19 protein-coding genes are annotated in these 20,594 nt (G+C 38.8%); 15 read left to right on the forward strand and 4 right to left on the reverse strand.

Features of this window, described 5'->3' with window-relative positions:
- Positions 1-289 precede the first annotated feature (289 nt).
- Both guaA and coaA read right to left on the reverse strand, forming a co-directional pair.
- A complete protein-coding gene (gene guaA / locus BAU17_RS04805; protein ID WP_161901692.1) occupies positions 290-1,855 on the reverse strand; it encodes a glutamine-hydrolyzing GMP synthase in 1,566 nt (521 codons plus the stop codon).
- Positions 1,856-1,967: 112 nt separating this feature from the next.
- Positions 1,968-2,891 carry a type I pantothenate kinase gene (gene coaA / locus BAU17_RS04810; RefSeq protein ID WP_161901693.1) on the reverse strand — a complete coding sequence of 308 codons (924 nt, stop codon included), beginning with the start codon at positions 2,889-2,891 and terminating at the stop codon, positions 1,968-1,970.
- Positions 2,892-3,056: 165 nt separating this feature from the next.
- On the opposite strand from coaA, the gene BAU17_RS04815 reads away from it, so the two are divergent.
- From BAU17_RS04815 to BAU17_RS04880, 14 genes are all read left to right on the forward strand, one after another.
- Positions 3,057-3,659 carry a class I SAM-dependent methyltransferase gene (locus BAU17_RS04815; protein ID WP_161901694.1) on the forward strand — a complete coding sequence of 201 codons (603 nt, stop codon included), beginning with the start codon at positions 3,057-3,059 and terminating at the stop codon, positions 3,657-3,659.
- Between the two features lie 10 nt (positions 3,660-3,669).
- Positions 3,670-4,695 (forward strand): LacI family DNA-binding transcriptional regulator, encoded by a 1,026-nt coding sequence (locus BAU17_RS04820; RefSeq protein ID WP_161901695.1) that lies wholly within the window; start codon positions 3,670-3,672, stop codon positions 4,693-4,695.
- Between the two features lie 165 nt (positions 4,696-4,860).
- A complete protein-coding gene (locus tag BAU17_RS04825; RefSeq protein WP_161901696.1) occupies positions 4,861-6,162 on the forward strand; it encodes a pyrimidine-nucleoside phosphorylase in 1,302 nt (433 codons plus the stop codon).
- A gap of 12 nt (positions 6,163-6,174) precedes the next feature.
- Positions 6,175-6,837 (forward strand): deoxyribose-phosphate aldolase, encoded by a 663-nt coding sequence (gene deoC, locus BAU17_RS04830; RefSeq protein WP_161901697.1) that lies wholly within the window; start codon positions 6,175-6,177, stop codon positions 6,835-6,837.
- A 12-nt stretch (positions 6,838-6,849) separates the two neighbouring features.
- On the forward strand, positions 6,850-7,248 hold the full coding sequence (locus tag BAU17_RS04835; protein ID WP_161901698.1) for a cytidine deaminase: 399 nt from the start codon (positions 6,850-6,852) through the stop codon (positions 7,246-7,248).
- A 77-nt stretch (positions 7,249-7,325) separates the two neighbouring features.
- Positions 7,326-8,399: a BMP family lipoprotein gene (locus BAU17_RS04840; protein WP_161901699.1), complete on the forward strand. Its 1,074-nt coding sequence runs from the start codon at positions 7,326-7,328 to the stop codon at positions 8,397-8,399.
- 50 nt (positions 8,400-8,449) lie between these two features.
- Positions 8,450-9,517, forward strand: coding sequence for a BMP family lipoprotein (locus BAU17_RS04845; protein WP_161901700.1), 1,068 nt, complete (start codon positions 8,450-8,452; stop codon positions 9,515-9,517).
- A 154-nt stretch (positions 9,518-9,671) separates the two neighbouring features.
- Positions 9,672-11,237 (forward strand): ABC transporter ATP-binding protein, encoded by a 1,566-nt coding sequence (locus tag BAU17_RS04850; protein ID WP_161901701.1) that lies wholly within the window; start codon positions 9,672-9,674, stop codon positions 11,235-11,237.
- A complete protein-coding gene (locus BAU17_RS04855) occupies positions 11,230-12,360 on the forward strand; it encodes an ABC transporter permease (protein ID WP_161901702.1) in 1,131 nt (376 codons plus the stop codon). The genes BAU17_RS04850 and BAU17_RS04855 overlap by 8 nt, the downstream gene beginning before the upstream one ends.
- Positions 12,360-13,316 carry an ABC transporter permease gene (locus BAU17_RS04860; RefSeq protein ID WP_161901703.1) on the forward strand — a complete coding sequence of 319 codons (957 nt, stop codon included), beginning with the start codon at positions 12,360-12,362 and terminating at the stop codon, positions 13,314-13,316. Before BAU17_RS04855 ends, BAU17_RS04860 begins: the two co-directional genes overlap by 1 nt.
- Positions 13,317-13,413: 97 nt before the next feature.
- Positions 13,414-14,580 carry a phosphopentomutase gene (deoB, locus tag BAU17_RS04865; RefSeq protein ID WP_161901704.1) on the forward strand — a complete coding sequence of 389 codons (1,167 nt, stop codon included), beginning with the start codon at positions 13,414-13,416 and terminating at the stop codon, positions 14,578-14,580.
- A gap of 10 nt (positions 14,581-14,590) precedes the next feature.
- Positions 14,591-15,409, forward strand: a complete 819-nt coding sequence (locus BAU17_RS04870) for a purine-nucleoside phosphorylase (RefSeq protein WP_161901705.1) — start codon at positions 14,591-14,593, stop codon at positions 15,407-15,409.
- Positions 15,410-15,428: 19 nt separating this feature from the next.
- Positions 15,429-16,133 (forward strand): purine-nucleoside phosphorylase, encoded by a 705-nt coding sequence (deoD, locus tag BAU17_RS04875; protein WP_161901706.1) that lies wholly within the window; start codon positions 15,429-15,431, stop codon positions 16,131-16,133.
- A gap of 61 nt (positions 16,134-16,194) precedes the next feature.
- Positions 16,195-17,385 (forward strand): iron-containing alcohol dehydrogenase, encoded by a 1,191-nt coding sequence (locus tag BAU17_RS04880; protein WP_161901707.1) that lies wholly within the window; start codon positions 16,195-16,197, stop codon positions 17,383-17,385.
- A gap of 47 nt (positions 17,386-17,432) precedes the next feature.
- On the opposite strand, the gene gpmA is transcribed toward BAU17_RS04880, so the two are convergent.
- Complete coding sequence (gpmA, locus tag BAU17_RS04885) at positions 17,433-18,101, reverse strand: 2,3-diphosphoglycerate-dependent phosphoglycerate mutase (RefSeq protein ID WP_161901708.1); 669 nt, start codon at positions 18,099-18,101, stop codon at positions 17,433-17,435.
- 289 nt (positions 18,102-18,390) lie between these two features.
- Here gpmA and gpmI point away from each other — a divergent pair, with 289 nt between their 5' ends.
- Positions 18,391-19,914, forward strand: a complete 1,524-nt coding sequence (gpmI, locus tag BAU17_RS04890; RefSeq protein WP_161901709.1) for a 2,3-bisphosphoglycerate-independent phosphoglycerate mutase — start codon at positions 18,391-18,393, stop codon at positions 19,912-19,914.
- 40 nt (positions 19,915-19,954) lie between these two features.
- Here gpmI and BAU17_RS04895 read toward each other — a convergent pair whose 3' ends face one another.
- The gene (locus BAU17_RS04895) at positions 19,955-20,533 is read right to left on the reverse strand and encodes a recombinase family protein (RefSeq protein ID WP_161901710.1); all 579 of its coding nucleotides are present in this window, start codon (positions 20,531-20,533) and stop codon (positions 19,955-19,957) included.
- Positions 20,534-20,594: the final 61 nt, after the last annotated feature.

Genomic DNA, 20,594 nt, shown 5'->3' on the forward strand with positions numbered 1-20,594 from the left:
ATTTCTAATAAAATAAATAAAGCAGATTATGAATTGTTAGGTGTTAATGATGAAATGAAAATCGAAATGAATGATACCCAAAGGCTGTATATGGAAAATCATAGAAATTCGTTTTATTAGATTGATTACAATGAGTAACAGATAAATGTATTTAATCTATCCACTTAAAATAACAAAAGACAAACTTCTATGTGAGATTTAAATTGCTTCGTAAAATATGGATTGTTACTTTTTGCATAAGAAAACCTCTGAAACCCTTGATATAAAAGGATTTCAGAGGTTGGAATTATTACTCCCACTCCACAGTTGCAGGTGGTTTACTTGTAATATCATACACGATGCGGTTGACGTGATCCACTTCGTTTACGATGCGGACAGAAATTTTTTGCAAGACATCCCAAGGGATACGAGCGAAGTCGGCTGTCATACCATCGATTGATGTTACGGCACGGATACCAACTGTGTAATCATAGGTACGACCATCACCCATGACACCAACTGAACGGATACCTGGTAAGACGGTAAAGTATTGCCAGATGTCGCGGTCTAAACCAGCAGCAGCGATTTCTTCACGTAAGATAGCATCAGAATTGCGAACAACTTCTAATTTTTCTTCGGTGATTTCACCTAAGACACGGATACCAAGACCAGGACCAGGGAATGGTTGGCGCCATACGATTGAGTCTGGCATGCCTAATTCTGTTCCTAATGCACGAACTTCATCTTTGAACAATGTATTTAATGGTTCAATTAATTCAAATTGCATTTCTTCAGGAAGTCCACCAACGTTATGGTGAGATTTGATTGTTTGTGCTGTTTCAGTACCAGATTCAATGATATCTGTATACAATGTACCCTGAGCTAAGAAGGCAACACTGCCATCGCTGGCGATTTTAGTTGCTTCATCGTCAAAGACATAGACAAATTCATTACCGATAATTTTACGTTTTTGTTCTGGATCAGAGACACCAGCTAATTTATTTAAGAAACGTTCGCGAGCATCGACTTTGATGATGTTTAAGCCGAATTTTCCGCCTAACATATCCATTACTTGTTCTGCTTCGCCTTTACGCAATAGACCGTGGTCAACGAAGATACATGTTAATTGGTCACCAATTGCTTTTTGTAGCAATACACCAACAACTGATGAGTCAACCCCACCAGATAAACCTAGCAAGACTTTTTTGTCGCCGACAGTTTGTCTGATTTCTTCGATTTGCATGTCAATAAAGTTTTCCATGCTCCAGTCAGCTGCACATTCGCAGACATCTAAAGCGAAATGTCTTAATAAATCATTTCCGTATTCCGAATGACGGACTTCTGGATGGAATTGAACGCCATACATATTACGTTCAGTATTTTGAATAGAAGCGATCGGGCAGTCTTTGCTAGTTGCGACAACATCAAAACCAACTGGTGTTTGTGTAACTAAGTCTCCATGACTCATCCACACTGTTTGTTTTTCAGGTGTGCTAGCAAATAAATGGGCATTTGAACTAGTAATTTCTAATTCAGCCTTGCCATATTCTTTATTAGCTGCCGGTTCAACTTTTCCACCTAATTTGTGTGTAATTAGTTGCATCCCGTAGCAAATTCCTAATACTGGAATGCCTAATTCTAAAATTTCTTCATCGATACCAAAAGAACCTTCATCATAAACACTGTTCGGTCCGCCAGATAAAATAATTCCTTTTGGATTGATGGCCTTTACTTCTTCCGCAGTAATACGGTGGCTCATTAACTCTGAAAAGACACCAAATTCACGGATACGACGTGTAATCAATTGATTATACTGGCTACCGTAATCCAAAACGATAATCTTTTCAACGCTTGGTAAATGGTCAACGTTTGTCACTATAAATTACCTCTATTCTATTTGATTTATGAAAAATAAATTTTCAAACTGAATTGAACTGCCTTCATGATAAATGAGGCCTATGAAATTTGCAAAAACAACGGACTGATACTCAGTATTTTCTTAGCAAGACGTAATCAATCATATGTTTTTCGGTTTTATGAAGAATAATATCTGCCCGACTGCGTGTGGGTAAGATATATTCTGTTAAATTCTTGAGATTGACATTCTTCCAAACCGACTGTGCCATTTTAATGGCATCTTGTCGATCGCCAATCGCGAACTTGTAATAGTAGTTTGTTGGGTCTTGAAAGGCAGTATCTAGCAGTGATTCGAATCGTTCAAGATACCATTTTTCAATTAATTTTGGTTCAGCATCCACAAAAATAGAGAAGTCAAAAAAGTCACTAATATAAATTTGTTGGTTTGCCGGGAGCTGTAAGACATTAATTCCTTCCACAATCAGAATATCTGGTTGTGAAATCGTCTGATACACACCTTCGACTATATCATATACACTATGCGAATACGTAGGAATCTGAATATTGTCTTCTCCTGATTTGACACTGTTCAAAAATTGAATCAATCGTTCCATATCATAGCTTTCTGGAAATCCTTTGCGTTCCATAATCCCACGTTCTTGCAAAACATGATTGGGATGCAAAAAACCATCGGTGGTAATTAATTGTACATTTCGTCTTGGAAATAATCGAGAAAGCAAGGTTTGTACAAGTCGAGCTGTTGTACTCTTACCCACTGCCACACTTCCAGCAATCCCGATAATAAATGGAGGGACTTTTACATAGCGATGTAAGAATAATCCTTTACTCAATGTCAATGACTCAAACTCTTTCATATAAAGATGAATCAAATGACACAAAGGGATATAGACATCTTCTACGTCTTGCATTGAAATACGGTCATTTAAACTTTTAATGCTATCTAATTCTTCTTGCGTCAATGGCATGTGTGCACGTGTATAAAAACTTTGCCATTCTTCCCGAGGAATTTGATAATAATTCATCTGTTCCTTCATAGGAAACCTCCTTCAATCACTGGCAATAGTGTAACATAAAAAACTTTTGTCTTACAGAAGAACTCAAGAAAAAACAAAATTTCTTCGCTTGAACAAGGAAAGATAGTTTACAAGGAGAAATTTTTCGGTATGATGGAAGAAAACAACAGATAAAAGAGGGACGTTATGAGCAATCATTATTACAGCCAAAAACCAGATACTGCGCACGATTTCGAAGAATGGTCATTTGAATTAAAAGGGAAAACTTTTCGTTTTGTAACTGACAGCGGAGTGTTCTCAAGAGATACCGTTGATTATGGATCACGTGTATTAATTGATGCATTTACTTGGGAAGAATTACCCGAAGGCACAATTTTAGATTTAGGGTGCGGTTATGGGCCGATTGGGTTATCCATTGCTTATGCCAGTGGTCGTCAAGTAGAGATGGTTGATGTCAATGAACGAGCACTGGATTTAGCACAACGAAATGCGCAACGCAACCAAATTGATACGGTGGATATACATGCTTCATATATTTATGATAACTTGAATCAAACGCAATACGCTGCGATTATCAGCAATCCACCTATTCGTGCAGGAAAACAAGTGGTCCATCAAATTTTGACCGATAGTTATCCTCTACTAAAAACTGGTGGTACATTAACAATTGTCATCCAAAAGAAACAAGGAGCGCCAAGTGCGCAGAAAAAAATGCAAGAAACTTTTGGCAATGCTGAAATTATCAAAAAAGATAAGGGATACTACATCATTCAAAGTGTGAAAGAGTAGGAGGAAAAAGATGAAGCTAACGATTCGACAAATTGCGGAAATGGCAGGTGTTTCAGTCACTACTGTTTCGCAAATCTTGAATAACAAAGGAAGTCGTTTTAGTGATGCTACGCGAAAGAAAGTTTGGGATATTGTTAACGAGCACCAATATAAACCTGATTTTTTTGCTTCTAATTTAATTACACGTCACTCGAAAACAATAGGTATGATTGTGCCAGATGTAACAGATTTTTTCTTTTCTAAAATTGTTGAAGGAGCAGAAGCCTACATGAATCCATTAGGCTATATGCTGATTTTATGTAATTCTCATCAAACGTTGGAAAAAGAAACTCAGCTTTTAAGACAATTGGCACATCGTTCAGTCGATGGCATTATTTTGGCAACGCCGAATCAGTTACCAGAAGAGTATTCACTCAAAAGTGACCGATACAAAAAAATGCCCTTAATTTTAGTCGATCGGGGAATCAATCAGCGCGAAGCAGGTCGCTTAATTGTCAAAGAGTATGAAGGTGCTTATCAAGCAGTTTCTTATCTCATCAAAAAAGGACACCGTGATATAGGTATGCTGAAAGAAAGTACCGGCTACTATCAGTTAGAAGAACGGTACAATGGGTATCGTCATGCCCTGAAAGATGCAGGTATCCCTTTTCGTCGACAATGGGTTGTCCCAGGTCCATTAACCATTGAAGGAGGCTACAATGCTGCAAAAGAATTGGTGCGCAAAGGAGTAACAGCGATTTTTTGTGGCAATGATGCGATGGCAATGGGCTGTTACCAAGCTATTTATGAGCAAGGAAAAAAAATTCCTGAAGATATTTCTGTCGTTGGCTTTGATGGATTAAAGCTTTCTCAATATACGACCCCACCGTTAACCACTGTCGAGCAACCGACGTTTGATATTGGCTTTACAGCTGCAAAATTTTTAGTTGATGCGATTGAGTTTCCAGAGCATCGTATCCCTAATAAAATCTTTGATACAAAATTAATAATTCGTGAGAGCGTGAAAGATAAAACAATTGAAAATGATGAGAGATGAAAACGGTCAAAGATTATATTTGACAATTCATTTGTCATCATGTATTCTTTCTTTGAAAAGGTTTACAATTGTTTGTTTCGTTAAGTAAAACAGTTTACTAAAGTGTTTTACCGAAGTAGAAAATATTGTATAATACAAGGGATATAGGAAGAGAGGTTCAAGTCTATGCGAATGGTGGATTTGATTGAAAAAAAACGCGATGGGGGCGTGTTGTCAGAGCAAGAGATTCGTTATATTGTCGATGAATATACTAAGAATCAAATACCTGACTACCAGATGAGCGCTTTACTCATGGCGATTTTTTATGAAGACATGACAGATGAGGAAATTACAGCACTGACCTTGGCAATGGCAGAATCGGGAGAAGTAATTGATTTGTCTTCAATTGCAGGGATTAAAGTAGATAAACATTCAACAGGTGGTGTGGGCGATACAACCACCTTAATTCTTGCGCCATTGGTGGCAAGTGTGGGAGTACCAGTTGCAAAAATGTCTGGACGTGGCTTAGGGTATACCGGTGGTACATTAGATAAATTAGAATCAATTCCAGGATTTAAAATTGAATTATCTGAAGCAGAATTTATTCGGTTAGTCAATGATTCGCAAGTCGCAGTAATCGGTCAATCAGGTAATTTGGCACCTGCGGATAAAAAACTTTATGCCTTACGTGATGTGACAGCGACAGTCAATTCGATTCCATTAATTGCTAGCTCGATTATGAGTAAGAAAATTGCAGCTGGAGCAGATGCGATTGTATTAGATGTGACGACAGGCGATGGTGCGTTTATGAAGAATTTAGATGATGCTCGTCGTTTAGCACATACGATGGTACGAATTGGTAAACTAGCAGATCGTCAAACCATGGCAATTATTTCTGATATGTCACAACCGTTAGGAGAAGCGATTGGGAATAGTTTAGAAATTGTTGAAGCGATTGAAACCTTACAAGGAAAAGGCCCTGAAGATTTAGTGGAAATGTGCTATGTCTTGGGTAGTCAAATGGTTGTGTTAGCGAAAAAAGCCGAAACGCTAGAAGAAGCTCGTCAACTACTTGAAGAAGCATTGAATAGTGGTGCTGCTTTTGAAAAATTCAAAGAAATGATTCGTCAACAAGGTGGCGATGTCACATATATCGATGAACCGGACCGCTTGCTAACTGCCACACACCAAATTGAGTTGCCAGCAAAACAAACGGGTGTGGTGACGAAACTTGTTGCCAATGAATTAGGGATTGCTGCCATGATGCTTGGTGCTGGACGACGGACAAAAGAAGAATCAGTTGACCATGCTGTTGGTCTGAAATTACACAAAAAAGTTGGTGAAGCTGTCCAAGAAGGTGAAGCGTTATTGACGATTTACAGCAACACAGACGCTATCGACGACGTCGTAGAGCTGTTATACCAAAACATTGAAATCGGTCAAACTGGAGAAGAACCTCCATTGATTCACGAAATAATTACAGAATAGGAAGTGCAAAACATGGAATTAAATCGAATGATGGACCATACTATTTTAAAAGCTGATACACCAAGAGAAGAAGTACTACGAATTATTGAAGAAGCGAAAAAATATCACTTTTACTCTGTCTGTGTGAATCCAGTATGGGTATCACTAGCAGCAGAAGAATTAAAAGGTGAACCAGTAGCTGTTTGTACTGTAATTGGTTTTCCTTTAGGGGCAACAACAAGTGAGACGAAAGCATTCGAAACAGAAAATGCGATTAAAAATGGTGCGGATGAAGTGGATATGGTTATTTCTGTCGGTCAATTAAAAGCCGGCGAATATGAAGCTGTTCAAAAAGATATCGAAGCAGTTGTTGCTGCAGCGAAGGATCGTGCCTTAGTCAAAGTAATTATTGAAAGTTGCTTATTAACAGATGAAGAAATCGTAAAAGCTTGTGAATTAGCAAAAGCAGCGGGAGCAGATTTTGTTAAAACATCGACTGGTTTTTCAACAGGAGGCGCAACGACGGACGCTGTTCGTATCATGCGTGAAACAGTTGGACCTGAAATGGGTGTCAAAGCTTCTGGTGGGATTCACAACGAAGCAGAAGCTTTATCAATGGTTGAAGCTGGTGCAAGCCGCTTAGGAACAAGTGCAAGTGTTGCAATTATTTCTGGTAGTAACGGTACTGGATATTAAAGAGGTGTAAAAATGTCAAAAGCGCAGAAACAATGGATTGATACAGCAGTAGCAGCATTAGATAAAGCGTATGTGCCATATTCTAAATTTCCAGTGGGAGCATGCTTAGTCACAGAAGATGGGAAAATCTACCAAGGTTTAAACATTGAAAATGCTTCGTATGGCTTGAGTAATTGTGCTGAACGTACAGCAATTTTTAAAGCTGTTTCTGAAGGGGAGCGAAACTTTCAGCATTTAGTCGTTGCAGGACATACACCGAACCCGATTTCACCATGTGGGGCTTGTCGTCAAGTAATCGCAGAATTTTGTTCGCCGGATATGGTTGTTACCTTGATTGGTGACAATGGTGTTGAAAAAGAAATGACGGTTGCAGAATTATTGCCGTATTCGTTTACAGATGAAGATTTATAACAGATTTTATGGCTTTAAATTCATACAGTCAGTGGCTGTTGAAAAATAAAAACTATTTTATAGGGGGCTTTACAGAGATGAAAAAAGCAAAGTTATTTAGTTTAGGCGCAGTAGCAATGGTCAGCGCGTTAGTATTAGGCGCATGTGGCAATGGTGGCACAGATGATTCAAAAGGTGATTCATCAGAAAAACCAGCAGCAACAATCGCATTAATTACCGATACTGGTGGGGTTGACGACCGTTCATTCAACCAATCAGCATGGGAAGGATTCAAATCATGGGGGGAAGCGAACAAGCTTTCTGAAGGAAACAATGGCTACAAATACTTCCAATCTTCAAATGAATCTGATTATGTACCAAATATCGACCAAGCATTAAATGCAGGTTTCAATACAATTTTCGGAATTGGTTATAAATTAAAGCCAGCGATTGAAGAACAAGCTGGGTTAAATCCAGATACGAACTTTGTAATTGTCGACGAAGTAATTGATGCACCAAACGTGGCTTCTGCGACATTTAAAGACCAAGAAGCTTCTTATTTAGCAGGTGTAGCAGCTGTGTATTCAACAAAAACAAATAAAGTTGGTTTCATCGGTGGGGTAGAAAGTACGGTTATTGACCGTTTTGAAGCTGGTTTTAATGCAGGTGTGAAAGATGCATCAGCGGAATTAGGCAAAGATGTTAAAGTAGAAAATCAATATGCCGGCGATTTTGCTGCCCCAGATAAAGGTCGTTCAATTGCACAAGGTATGTACGCACAAGGCGCAGATATTATTTTCCATGCATCAGGTGGTACTGGTAATGGTATCTTCCAAGAAGCAAAAGCCCGCAACGAAGCTGGTGGCGAAAAAGTTTGGGTTATCGGTGTTGACCGTGACCAATCAGATGAAGGTGGCTACAAAGTTGATGGTAAAGAAGAAAACTTCACGTTAACTTCAGCATTGAAACAAGTTGGAACAGTTGCTCAAGATTTAGCGCAACGTGCATTAGATGGCAAATTCCCTGGTGGCAAACATGAAGTGTACGGTTTAAGTGAAGATGGTGTTGGCTTAACAGATGGTCAATTATCTGATGAAGCAAAAGCAGCAGTTGAAGCAGCGCGCGAAAAAATTGTAGCTGGTGAGATCGAAGTACCAGAAAAACCTGAATAGTTATTCAAAAAAACAAAGATGTAGCAAGTTTACAGGGGGATTTAACACAAATGAAGAGAACAAAATTATTTGGCTTAGGCGTCATGACAATGCTAAGTGCGCTTGTTTTAGGTGCATGTGGCAATGGCGGCACAGATTCATCTGACAAAGAAGTATCTGAAAAACCAGCAGCGACAATTGCGTTAATTACTAACGCAGGAGGTGTAGATGACCGTTCCTTTAACCAATCAGCTTGGGAAGGATTCCAAGCTTGGGGGAAAGAAAATGGTTTTTCTGAAGGAAATGATGGTTACAAGTATTTCCAATCAGCGAACGAATCTGATTATGTGCCAAATATTGACCAAGCATTAAGTGCAGGCTTCAATACAATCTTTGGTATTGGATATCGTCTAGCACCAGCGATTCAAGAGCAAGCAGAATTGAATCCTGATAAAAACTTTGTCATGGTGGATGAAGTGATTGATTTACCAAACGTAGCCTCTGTAACCTTTAAAGACCACGAAGCTTCTTATTTAGCAGGTGTGGCAGCAGCCTATACGACTAAAACCAATAAAGTTGGTTTTATCGGTGGGATTAAAGGTGAAGTAATTGGACGCTTTGAAGCAGGGTTTAACGCTGGTGTTCAAGATGCAGCAAAAACTTTAGGTAAAGACATTACAGTCGAAAACCAATATGCAGGAAGCTTTGACTTACCAGATCGTGGACGTTCTATTGCTCAAGGCATTTATGGTCAAGGTGCAGATGTCATTTTCCATGCGTCAGGTGGAACGGGTAGTGGAATCTTCCAAGAAGCTAAAGCACGCAATGAGTCAGATAGTGAGAAGGTCTGGGTAATTGGGGTTGATAGTGACCAAGAATCCGAAGGTGAGTATCAAAAAGATGGAAAAGCGGATAATTTTACGTTGACATCAACACTAAAAGGTGTAGGAACAGTTGCGCAAGACTTAGCTCAAAAAGCATTAGATGGTGAATTCCCTGGTGGTGAGCACCAAGTATATGGCTTGAAAGAAGACGGTGTCGATTTAACCGCTGGACATTTATCAGATGAAGCGAAAGCTGCAGTTGAAGAAGCCCGTGAGAAAATTATTTCAGGTGAAATTGAAGTACCAGAAAAATAAGCAGTAATCAATCATCGTCTTGTAAAAGACAAGGCGATGATTGTCTTTCAAAAGAGCTCTTTTTTTAAAAGAGTTCTTTTGAGAGAAGACCTCTCAGTTATTGCTATTATTGATTTGTTATTGTCGTTGTATTTATAAAAGGGATGTGAGAATTGTGGCAGAAGAAAACTTTGTCATAGAAATGCGGAACATCACCAAAAGTTTCGGAACATTCAAAGCAAATGATCAGATTAATTTGCAAATTCGAAAAGGTGAGATTCATGCATTGCTTGGCGAAAATGGGGCTGGAAAGTCCACGTTAATGAATGTCTTATCAGGGTTATTGGAACCAACATCAGGCGAAATTTTGATGGATGGCAAGGCGGTGAATATCACAAGTCCTACAAAAGCAAACCAGCTGGGGATTGGCATGGTACATCAACATTTTATGCTGGTTGATGCTTTTACAGTAACTGAAAACATCATTTTAGGTAACGAGCCTAATCGTTTAGGTGTACTTGACCGTAAAAATGCGCGGAAAGAAATTCAAGAATTGTCGGAACGTTATGGTTTATCGGTCAATCCGGATGCGTACATTCGTGATATTTCAGTTGGAATGCAACAACGTGTGGAAATCCTAAAGACATTGTATCGTGGCGCGGATATTTTAATCTTTGATGAACCAACAGCAGTGCTAACACCACAAGAAATTGATGAATTAATTGTCATTATGAAAGGTTTAGTGCGTGAAGGAAAATCAATCATTTTAATTACGCACAAATTAGATGAGATTAAGGCTGTGGCCGATCGTTGTACTGTTATTCGTCGGGGACAAGGGATTGGTACGGTTGACGTGGTGGATGTTTCTTCACAAGAATTAGCCGATATGATGGTTGGTCGTTCGGTATCGTTTAAAACGGATAAAAAAGCAGCGAATCCACAAGAAGTCGTTCTTTCTATCGAAAATCTTGTTGTGAAAGAAAATCGTGGTATCGAAGCAGTTAAGAACTTAAGTTTAACTGTTCATGCAGGTGAAATCGTTGGGATTGCTGGAATTGACGGCAATGGTCAATCGGAGTTAATCCAAGCATTGACTGGTTTGAGAAAAGTCGAAAGTGGTCGGATTTTATTAGAAGACAAAGATATCACGAATTTACGTCCGCGAAAAATTACTGAAGCGGGCGTCGGACATGTGCCAGAAGATCGACATAAATATGGCTTGGTATTAGATATGTCTTTAGCAGAAAACATTGCTCTACAAACCTATTATCAAGAACCATTCAGTAATATGGGAGTTTTAAATTATACAGAAATCAATGACCATGCCCGTGATTTGATTCAAGAATTTGATGTGCGGACGGTCAATGAAGTGGTTCCAGCCAAAGCATTATCTGGTGGGAATCAGCAAAAAGCGATTATTGCTCGTGAAATTTATCGTGACCCAGAATTATTAATTGTTGCGAATCCCACTCGTGGATTAGATGTTGGTGCGATTGAGTTTATTCATAAACGTTTGATTGAACAACGTGATCGTTTTAAAGCTGTTTTATTAATTAGTTTTGAATTAGAGGAAATTTTAAACGTTTCGGATCGGATTGCAGTCATTCATGATGGTGAAATCGTTGGTGTTGTGAAACCAGAAGAAACTTCAGAACAAGAATTAGGCTTATTGATGGCAGGCTCCTCTTTAGAAAAAGCAAAAGAAGAATTAGCAAAACAGGAGGTGGCAGTCAATGAATGATCGTAATGAAAAAATTCGTAATCTACTTGTACCGATTTTATCAGTGGTTATTGGCTTATTATTAGGTGCAATCATTATGTTGGCGTTTGGCTATAATCCAGTGACTGGTTATAGTTCAATGTTAGATGCAGCATTAGGTACGAAACGTGGGATGGGTGAAACCTTGCGTCAGGCGACACCATTGATTTTTACGGCATTAGGTTTTTCTGTGGCAAACTCAGCCGGATTTTTCAACATCGGGTTATCCGGACAAGCACTTTGTGGTTGGATTGTAAGTATTTGGGCGGCATTGGCCTTTCCAGATTTACCGAAAGTTGTTTTGTTGCCACTAGTTGTTATTTTAGGAGCTTTGGCTGGAGCGATTGCAGCAGCAATTCCAGGTTTGTTACGTGCATTCTTCGGTACAAGTGAAGTTATTGTAACGATTATGATGAACTATATCTTGCTATATTCAAGTACATTTATGTTACAAGATGTGATGCCTGAAAGTTTTCGTTCAAGTTTAGATTCAACGGTACCAATTCCTGAAGGTGCTAGCTTACGCTTGCCTTGGTTAACGCAATTTTTTGCTGGCTCACGTGTAAGTAGTGGGTTGTTCTTAGCGTTAGTGATGTTAGTTGTTGTTTGGTTCTTAATGAAGAAAACAACTTTAGGTTATGAAATTCGTTCCGTTGGTTTGAATCCATTTGCTTCAGAATATGCGGGGATGAGCAGTAAACGGACAATTGTGTTATCAATGGTAATTTCAGGAGCGTTAGCCGGCCTTGGTGGTGTGGTGGAAGGTTTAGGAACTTACCACAATTTCTTTGTTCAAACAGCTTCTTTAAGTATTGGTTTCGATGGTATGGCTGTTTCCTTATTAGGTGGCGGTACCTCAATCGGTATTTTACTTTCAGCATTATTATTCAGTATTCTAAAAATTGGTGGCTTGGGTATGCAGACAGTTGCAGAAGTGCCATTTGAAATTGTCAATGTGTCAATCGCCTTGATTATTTTCTTTGTTGGTATTAACTTTGTCATTCGTCTAGGATTGGCAAAATTATGGCCAGATAAAAAGCAAGTTGAAATCGTAGAGACATTAGAGACACCAAGTGATCAAAGTCAAGAAGGGGGAGAATTGTAATGTCAGTAGTCGGATTATTCGCTTTGATTTTAACTTCTACCTTAGTATACTCAACTCCTTTGATTTTGACTTCTCTGGGTGGTACATTCTCTGAGCGTAGTGGGATTGTTAATGTAGGATTAGAAGGAATTATGGTTATGGGTGCCTTTAGTGCGATTGTTTTCAATTTAACAATGGCTAGTTCGCTAGGCGCATGGACCCCATGGCTTGGTATCTTAGTTGGTGGTGCGGTTGGTGTGTTGTTTTCTTTACTCCATGCTGTGGCAACAGTTAGCTTCCGTGCCGATCATATTATTAGTGGGACAGTGATTAACTTGATGGCACCGGCTTTAGGTGTGTTTTTAATTAAAGCTTGGTATGGAAAAGGGCAAACGGATAATATTTCCTATAATTTAGGATATTATTCTTTCCCAGTGTTAAAAGATATTCCGGTCATTGGTGAAATTTTCTTTAGAAATACCTTTTTACCAGCGTATTTAGCGATTTTAGTAGCGGTGCTTTCTTGGTATATTATCTTTAAAACGCGCTTTGGTTTACGCTTGCGTTCTGTTGGTGAAAACCCACAAGCTGCGGATACGTTGGGAATCAATGTTTATAAATTCCGCTATGCTGGTGTATTAATTTCTGGTTTATTAGGTGGTATGGGTGGTGCAATTTTCGCTCAGTCTATCTCAGGAAACTTCTCGGTCGGCACGATTGTCGGACAAGGGTTTATCTCAATGGCTGCGATGATTTTTGGTAAATGGAATCCATTAGGAGCGATGGGCGCAGCATTGTTCTTCGGTTTTGCTCAAAGTTTGAGTATTATCGGAGCGCAGTTGCCAGTTATTTCTGCTATTCCATCCGTCTTACTACAAATTGCGCCATATCTATTAACAATTATCGTGTTAGTTTTATTCCTAGGAAAATCTTCAGGACCAAAAGCTGGCGGTAAAAATTATATTAAATCAAAATAATGTTTATCAAAGGGTGGGACTAAGGGACAATGTTGCTTTGTCCTGCCTTTTTCAATAAAATAGTGTTAGGATAAACTTAAGAAAGTAGGTTGAGAAGATGTTTAAACGAGTACATTTAATCGTCATGGATTCTGTGGGAATTGGGGAAGCTCCTGATGCAGATAAATTCAATGACAAAGGTGCGGATACATTAGGTCATATTGCTGAAGAAGCTGGATTAACCATTCCGCATTTGGAACAATTAGGTCTAGGTACGATTCGTCCGTTAGAAGGCGTGCAAGCTGTGGAAGATCATCAAGGGTATGCGACTAAGTTAGAAGAAATCTCTGTTGGTAAAGATACTATGACAGGGCACTGGGAAATCATGGGCTTGGATATTCAAACACCATTCCGTGTTTTTCCAGAAGGATTTCCAGAAGAGTTATTAAAGAAAATTGAAGAATTTTCTGGTCGTAAAATTGTCTGCAACTTACCTTATTCAGGAACGGCAGTTATTGACGATTACGGCAAACACCAAATGGAAACAGGGGATTTAATTGTCTATACATCAGCAGATCCTGTTTTACAAATTGCAGCACATGAAGACATTATTCCGTTGGAAGAATTGTATCGTATTTGTGAATACACTCGTGAAATCACCAAAGATGATCCATACATGATCGGTCGTATTATTGCGCGTCCGTATGTAGGTGAACCAGGAAACTTCAAACGTACAAGCAACCGTCATGATTACGCCTTGGATCCATTTGGTAAAACAGTCTTAGATTCATTGAAAGACAACGGCAAAGATGTGATTGCAGTTGGGAAAATCAATGATATTTTCAACGGACAAGGAATTACTGAATTTGTTCGTACAAAAGACAATATGGACGGCGTAGACAAATTATTAGAAGTCATGAAAAAAGATTTTACAGGGCTAAGTTTTACGAACCTTGTTGATTTCGATGCGTTATTTGGGCACCGTCGCGATGTCGAAGGGTATGCTCGTGCAATTGAAGATTTCGATGGCCGCATCTCAGAAATTTTAGCAGCCATGGAAGAAGATGACTTGCTAATGATTACCGCAGACCATGGGAACGACCCAACTTTCCCAGGGACCGATCATACAAGAGAATATGTGCCATTGCTAGTTTATAGCAAAAAGTTTGCAGGACAAGGCAAATTGCCACAAGGATTTTATGCAGATATTTCTGCAACGATTGCGGAGAACTTTGGTGTGCCAGCCACTGAAAATGGTGAAAGTTTCTTAAACAATTTAAAATAGGAGTGACGACATGACAAAATTACAAGAGCAACTAGTAGACACAACCAAGTTTTTGAAAGAACAGGGCGTCAAAGAGATTGAGTTTGGTTTAATTTTAGGTTCAGGTTTAGGTGAATTAGCAGATGAGATTGAAAATGCAATTGTGATTCCTTACCATGATATTCCTCATTTTCCAGTATCGACTGTTGTTGGCCATGCGGGGCAATTAGTTTACGGTACATTATCAGGTAAAAAAGTATTAGCGATGCAAGGTCGTTTCCACTATTATGAAGGACATTCTATGCAAACAGTGACTTATCCAGTCCGTGTCATGGCAGCAATGGATGCTCATTCGATGATTGTGACAAACGCATGTGGTGGCGTGAATGAAACATTTGCACCAGGTGACCTAATGCTGATTACTGACCACATTAATTATACTGGTGATAATCCATTAATTGGAGAAAACGTAGAGGAAATGGGTCCACGCTTCCCTGACATGAGTCATGCCTATACACCAGAATATCGTGACATTGCCAAAGAAGTGGGCGCTAAGAAAGGTCTGCATCTTAAAGAAGGTGTTTACATGGGATGGTCTGGTCCAACATATGAAACACCAGCTGAAGTTCGTATGTCACGTATTATTGGGGCAGATGCTGTGGGGATGTCAACTGTTCCTGAAGTGATTGTAGCTGCTCATAGTGGTTTGAAAGTCTTAGGTATCTCATGTATTACGAACTTAGCTGCTGGCATGCAAGCGAGCTTGAATCATGCAGAAGTAGTAGAAACAACAGAACGTGTCAAAGCAGAATTTAAAGCGTTAATTAAAGAAACATTAAGCGCGTTATAATAGACAAGGAGCGGAGAGAATGAGCGTCCATATTGAAGCACAAGTCGGTGAAATTGCCGATAAAATTTTGTTACCAGGAGATCCGTTACGTGCAAAATACATTGCTGAAACTTTTTTAGAAGATCCAATTTGTTATAACAATGTTCGTGGGATGTTGGGTTATACCGGTGTCTATAAAGGCGAACGTATCTCAGTTCAAGGGACTGGAATGGGTATGCCATCAGCAACTATTTACGCCCACGAACTAATCAATTCTTATGATGTGAAAAAATTAATTCGTGTAGGAACGTGTGGTGCGATTTCTAAAGATGTTCATGTACGTGACTTAGTAATTGCCCAAGGTGCAGTAACGAGTTCATCAATGATTCAAAAGAATTTTAACCAATTTAATTTTGCGCCAATTGCTGATTTTCAACTATTGAAAACAGCGTATGAGATTGCCCAAGAACAAGGATTCACAACGCATGTCGGCAATATTTTGTCAGAAGATAGTTTTTACAAAGATGACATGACAGAAACATTGAAATTGGCCGAATTAGGTGTAATGGGTGTCGAGATGGAAGCTGCTGCGTTGTACTATTTAGGTGCGAAGTTCCATGTCCAAACATTAGCTATTTGTACAGTCAGTGATCATATTATCACTGGGGAAGAAACAACTGCTGAAGAACGCCAAACAACATTTGATGATATGATTAAAGTTGGGTTGGAAACAGCGATTAAATAAACAATAAAAGATTGGAGATTTCTTCAATCTTTTTTGTATTTACAATTAAGGAGGAATTTTGATGGAAAACTTTAACTTTCATGTGACAACCGATATTCGTTTTGGAAAAGACCGTTTATCCGAATTGCCTGAAGTATTAAATGTTTTTGGAAAAAAAGTGCTACTTGTTTATGGTGGTGGAAGTATTAAGCGTAATGGATTATATGATAGAGTGGTTCAATTACTAACCGATAATGGTAGTACAATTGTTGAGCTGTCAGGAGTAGAACCAAATCCACGAATTGAAACAGTAACAAAAGGTGCTCAGCTATGTAGAGCGCATCAAATCGATGTGATTTTAGCTGTTGGTGGTGGCTCTGTAATTGATTGTAGTAAAGCAATTGCTGGCGGAACCTTTGTTGAAGGTGACTTGTGGGAAAATCTGGTTTTGAAACGTCGCTATAATGGACCAGCGCTACCATTAGTAACTATTTTGACATTAGCAGCCACTGGTAGTGAAATGAACAGTGGTGGGGTCATCTCCAATATGGCAACCCAACAAAAATTAGGAATGGGTGGTAAAAACTTATTACCAAAAGCCTCGTTCTTAGATCCAACGAATACGTTTACGGTGAATGCTTATCAAACCACAGCCGGTTCGGCAGATATTTTTAGTCATTTGATGGAGAATTATTTTAATGCCACTCCGGGAACGGATGTACAGGATGGCGTAGCAGAAGGTTTGATGAAAACAGTGATTAAAAATTTACCGATTGCATTAAAAGATCCTGAAAATTATGATGCACGTGCTAATTTAATGTGGGCGAGTACCTTAGCGTTAAACGGTTTAACAGGAAGTGGCAAGCAAGGAACTTGGTCTTGTCATGCCATGGAGCATGAATTGAGTGCTTTTTATGATATTACGCATGGAATGGGCTTAGCTATTTTAACCCCGCGTTGGATGGCGCACATTTTAAATGACGTAACAGTGCCAAAATTTGCCCGTTTTGCTAAAGAAGTCTGGGGCATTCAAGACGAAAACCCGGAGCAAGCTGCGAAGAAAGGTATCCAAGCACTATATGACTTTTTCTTAGAAAATGGGGTGCCAATGACGTTACCAGCAGTTGGTATTGACACGGAAAAAGATTTTGAAAAAATGGCCCAACAAGCGGTCGCTCACAGTACCATTGCTACAAGTGCCTTTGTACCATTGAGTGAAAAAGATGTTGTTGCTATTTATCAAGCGTGTATGAGTGAATCAACATTTGTATAAATGAAAATCCCCTCGACCTAATGTGGCCGAGGGGATTTTCTATTCTCTTATAAATAATATTTTTCAATTACTGTCAAATCATCATTTAATTCATAAACAAGTGGTTTACCCGTTGGAATTTCTAAGTCCATGATATCTTCATCAGAAATACCTTCAATGTGTTTTGCTAAGGCACGTAAAGAGTTACCATGTGCAGCAACTAAAACTGTTTTACCATCTAATAAAGCTGGGGCAATTTGATCTTGCCAGAATGGCAATGCGCGTTCTAACGTTACTTTTAAGTTTTCTCCACCAGGAACATCACGAGGGTCTAAGTTTGCATAGCGACGATCTGGAGTAGCGTCAGATAATGGAGGTAACGTATCGTATGAACGACGCCAGATGTGAACTTGTTCGTCACCATATTTATCACGAGTTGCTTGTTTGTTTAATCCTTGTAACGCACCATAATGGCGTTCGTTTAAGCGCCAAGACTTGATTGTAGGCACCCATAATTGATCAGAGTACTCTAAAATGTAGTTACAAGTTTTGATAGCACGAGTTAATACGGAAGTATAAGCAATATCGAATTCGATGCCTGCTTCTTTAATTTTACGGCCACCTTCTTTAGCTTCTTCTACACCTTCTGGGGCTAAGTCAACATCTGCCCAGCCAGTAAACTGATCTAATTTGTTCCATTCACTTAATCCATGACGAGAAAATACTAATTTTGGCATATAAAAATCTCCTTTATACATATAATTAAAATTCCGTTTCATATTTATTATACACCTGATGTCTGGATAATTGCCAATATTTCTATTATTAGGTGGCAATTATTGTGATTAGCAAACTATTTTTTATTAAAAACACCACAAGGGTATTTTACTAACAAACTAATTAATGATATTATAGTAACGCTGAATATACGTCTGTAGAGGACCTTTTATACAAAGGAATTAAAACTCAGCAAGCAGTGCATATTTTTATAAAATGTAGATGAAAAACACAGAAAGTAGGAGCAAAATGCAAAAGAAACCTGTAATTTTAATGATTTTAGACGGTTATGGATTAAGAGATGAAACAGTCGGAAACGCTGTTGCATTAGCTGACACACCAAATTTTGATAAATACTGGAAAAACTACCCTCACAGTACATTAAAAGCATCTGGACTAGATGTAGGTCTGCCAGAAGGGCAAATGGGTAATTCTGAAGTAGGGCATACAAATATTGGTGCTGGACGTATTGTGTACCAAAGCTTAACTCGTATTGATAAATCTATTTCAGATGGTGATTTTTCAACACAACAAGTGATGTTAAATGTGTTTGATCACGTGAAAAAGAATCAATCAAACTTACACTTAATGGGATTGGTTTCAGATGGTGGTGTGCACAGTCATATCAATCATTTATTTGCTTTAATTGAAGAAGCAAAGAAACATGAAGTGCCTGTATTCATCGATGTTATCTTGGATGGTCGTGACGTATCGCCAACTTCTGGTATCAAATATGTCAAAGAACTACAAGCGAAACTAGCTGAATTAAACTATGGTAAAATTTCTTCTATCTCAGGAAGATACTATGCAATGGACCGTGACAAACGTTGGGAACGTGTGGAACAATATTACAACGTTGCTGTTCATGGCGAAGGTCAAACAGGAACAGATGCCGCAGAAATCGTTGAAAAAAGCTATGAAGCTGGTGTAACAGATGAATTCTTATTACCAACAGTTCTTGTAGAAAATGGTCAACCAGTTGCACCAATTTCAGACAATGATGGTGTGTTATTCTTCAATTTCCGTCCAGATCGTGCATTACAAATGTCTCAAGCATTAACTGAAACGGACTGGGAGCATTTTGATCGCGGTGAAGCACCTAAAAACGTAAAATTAGTGACAATGACTCGCTATGCAGATACGTTGGATTGTGAAGTAATCTTCCCGCCAATTTCAATGGATAATGTATTAGGGAAAGTGCTTGAAACAAATGGCATGAATCAATTAAGAATTGCAGAAACAGAAAAATATCCACACGTAACCTTCTTCTTTAATGGTGGTTCAAATGATGTCTTTACAGGCGAAGAACGTATCTTAATTAACTCACCAAAAGTTGCAACATACGACTTGCAACCTGAAATGAGCATTTATGAAGTCACAGATGCATTAGTAAATGCCATCAATGAAGACAAATACGAAGCGATTATTTTGAACTTTGCAAACCCTGATATGGTTGGTCACTCTGGCATGGTAGAACCAACAATCAAAGCTATTGAAGCGGTAGATGAATGTCTAGGACGCGTTGTAGAAACAATTTTAGGCAAAGAAGGTTTTGCAATCATTACTGCAGACCACGGAAATTCAGAAACATTAATCGATGAAACTGGCAATCCACATACAGCACATACAACAGTGCCAGTACCAGTTATCGTTACAAAAGATGAAGTTGAATTACGAACGGATGGTCGTCTAGCAGACTTAGCGCCAACAATGTTAGATTTATTAGACATTGAGTTACCTGCTGAAATGACTGGTGAAAGTTTAATTAAATAGAACAAAAAAACCAAAATCGATTCGATTTTGGTTTTTTCTCTTATTTGTTGCCTAGTAAGAGTTGGGCATCTTCTTCATTCAAATGAATGTATTTGTAACATGTGCCGATTGATACTTGGCATAAAGTGGCAATCGTTTGAATCGATTCTTTTTTCTCGAAGAAAAGGAAACGAATTTTTGCAACAGTTTTGGGATCGATTTTTGGTCGACCACCGATTTTTCCTTGTTGGCGTGCTTTATTTAAGCCGACCAATGTGCGTTCTTTTAGTAATGCACGTTCCATTGTTGCCATGTGATTCATCCATTGGAAGTACAATTTACCGGCTGCTTCACGAGTATCAATCTGTTCGTTTAGGCATACAAGATTGAGTTGTCGCTCTTCTAAAATCATCATCCATTCTGCTAATTGTCGAGTGGACTTTCCTAAACGTTGCAATTGATCCACAACGATTACATCCCCAGCTTGCATTTCTGCAAGAACTGTCTCAAGTGTGACTGGTCCTGGGTTTACGCAGTCTTCGTGGAAAATTTTTGCACAACCGTAAGCTGTTAATTGTGCTAGCTGTGCTTGTGGATCGCCGTCAGTGATTGTTGTGCGGATATATCCAAATAAATTCATGTTCATCCCGTCCTATTATAGAAGATAAATAATATGAAGAATAGCACAAAAAGTAAGAAAT

Source organism: Candidatus Enterococcus willemsii, from assembly GCF_009933335.1.
Classification (GTDB): Bacteria; Bacillota; Bacilli; order Lactobacillales; family Enterococcaceae; genus Enterococcus_F; species Enterococcus_F willemsii.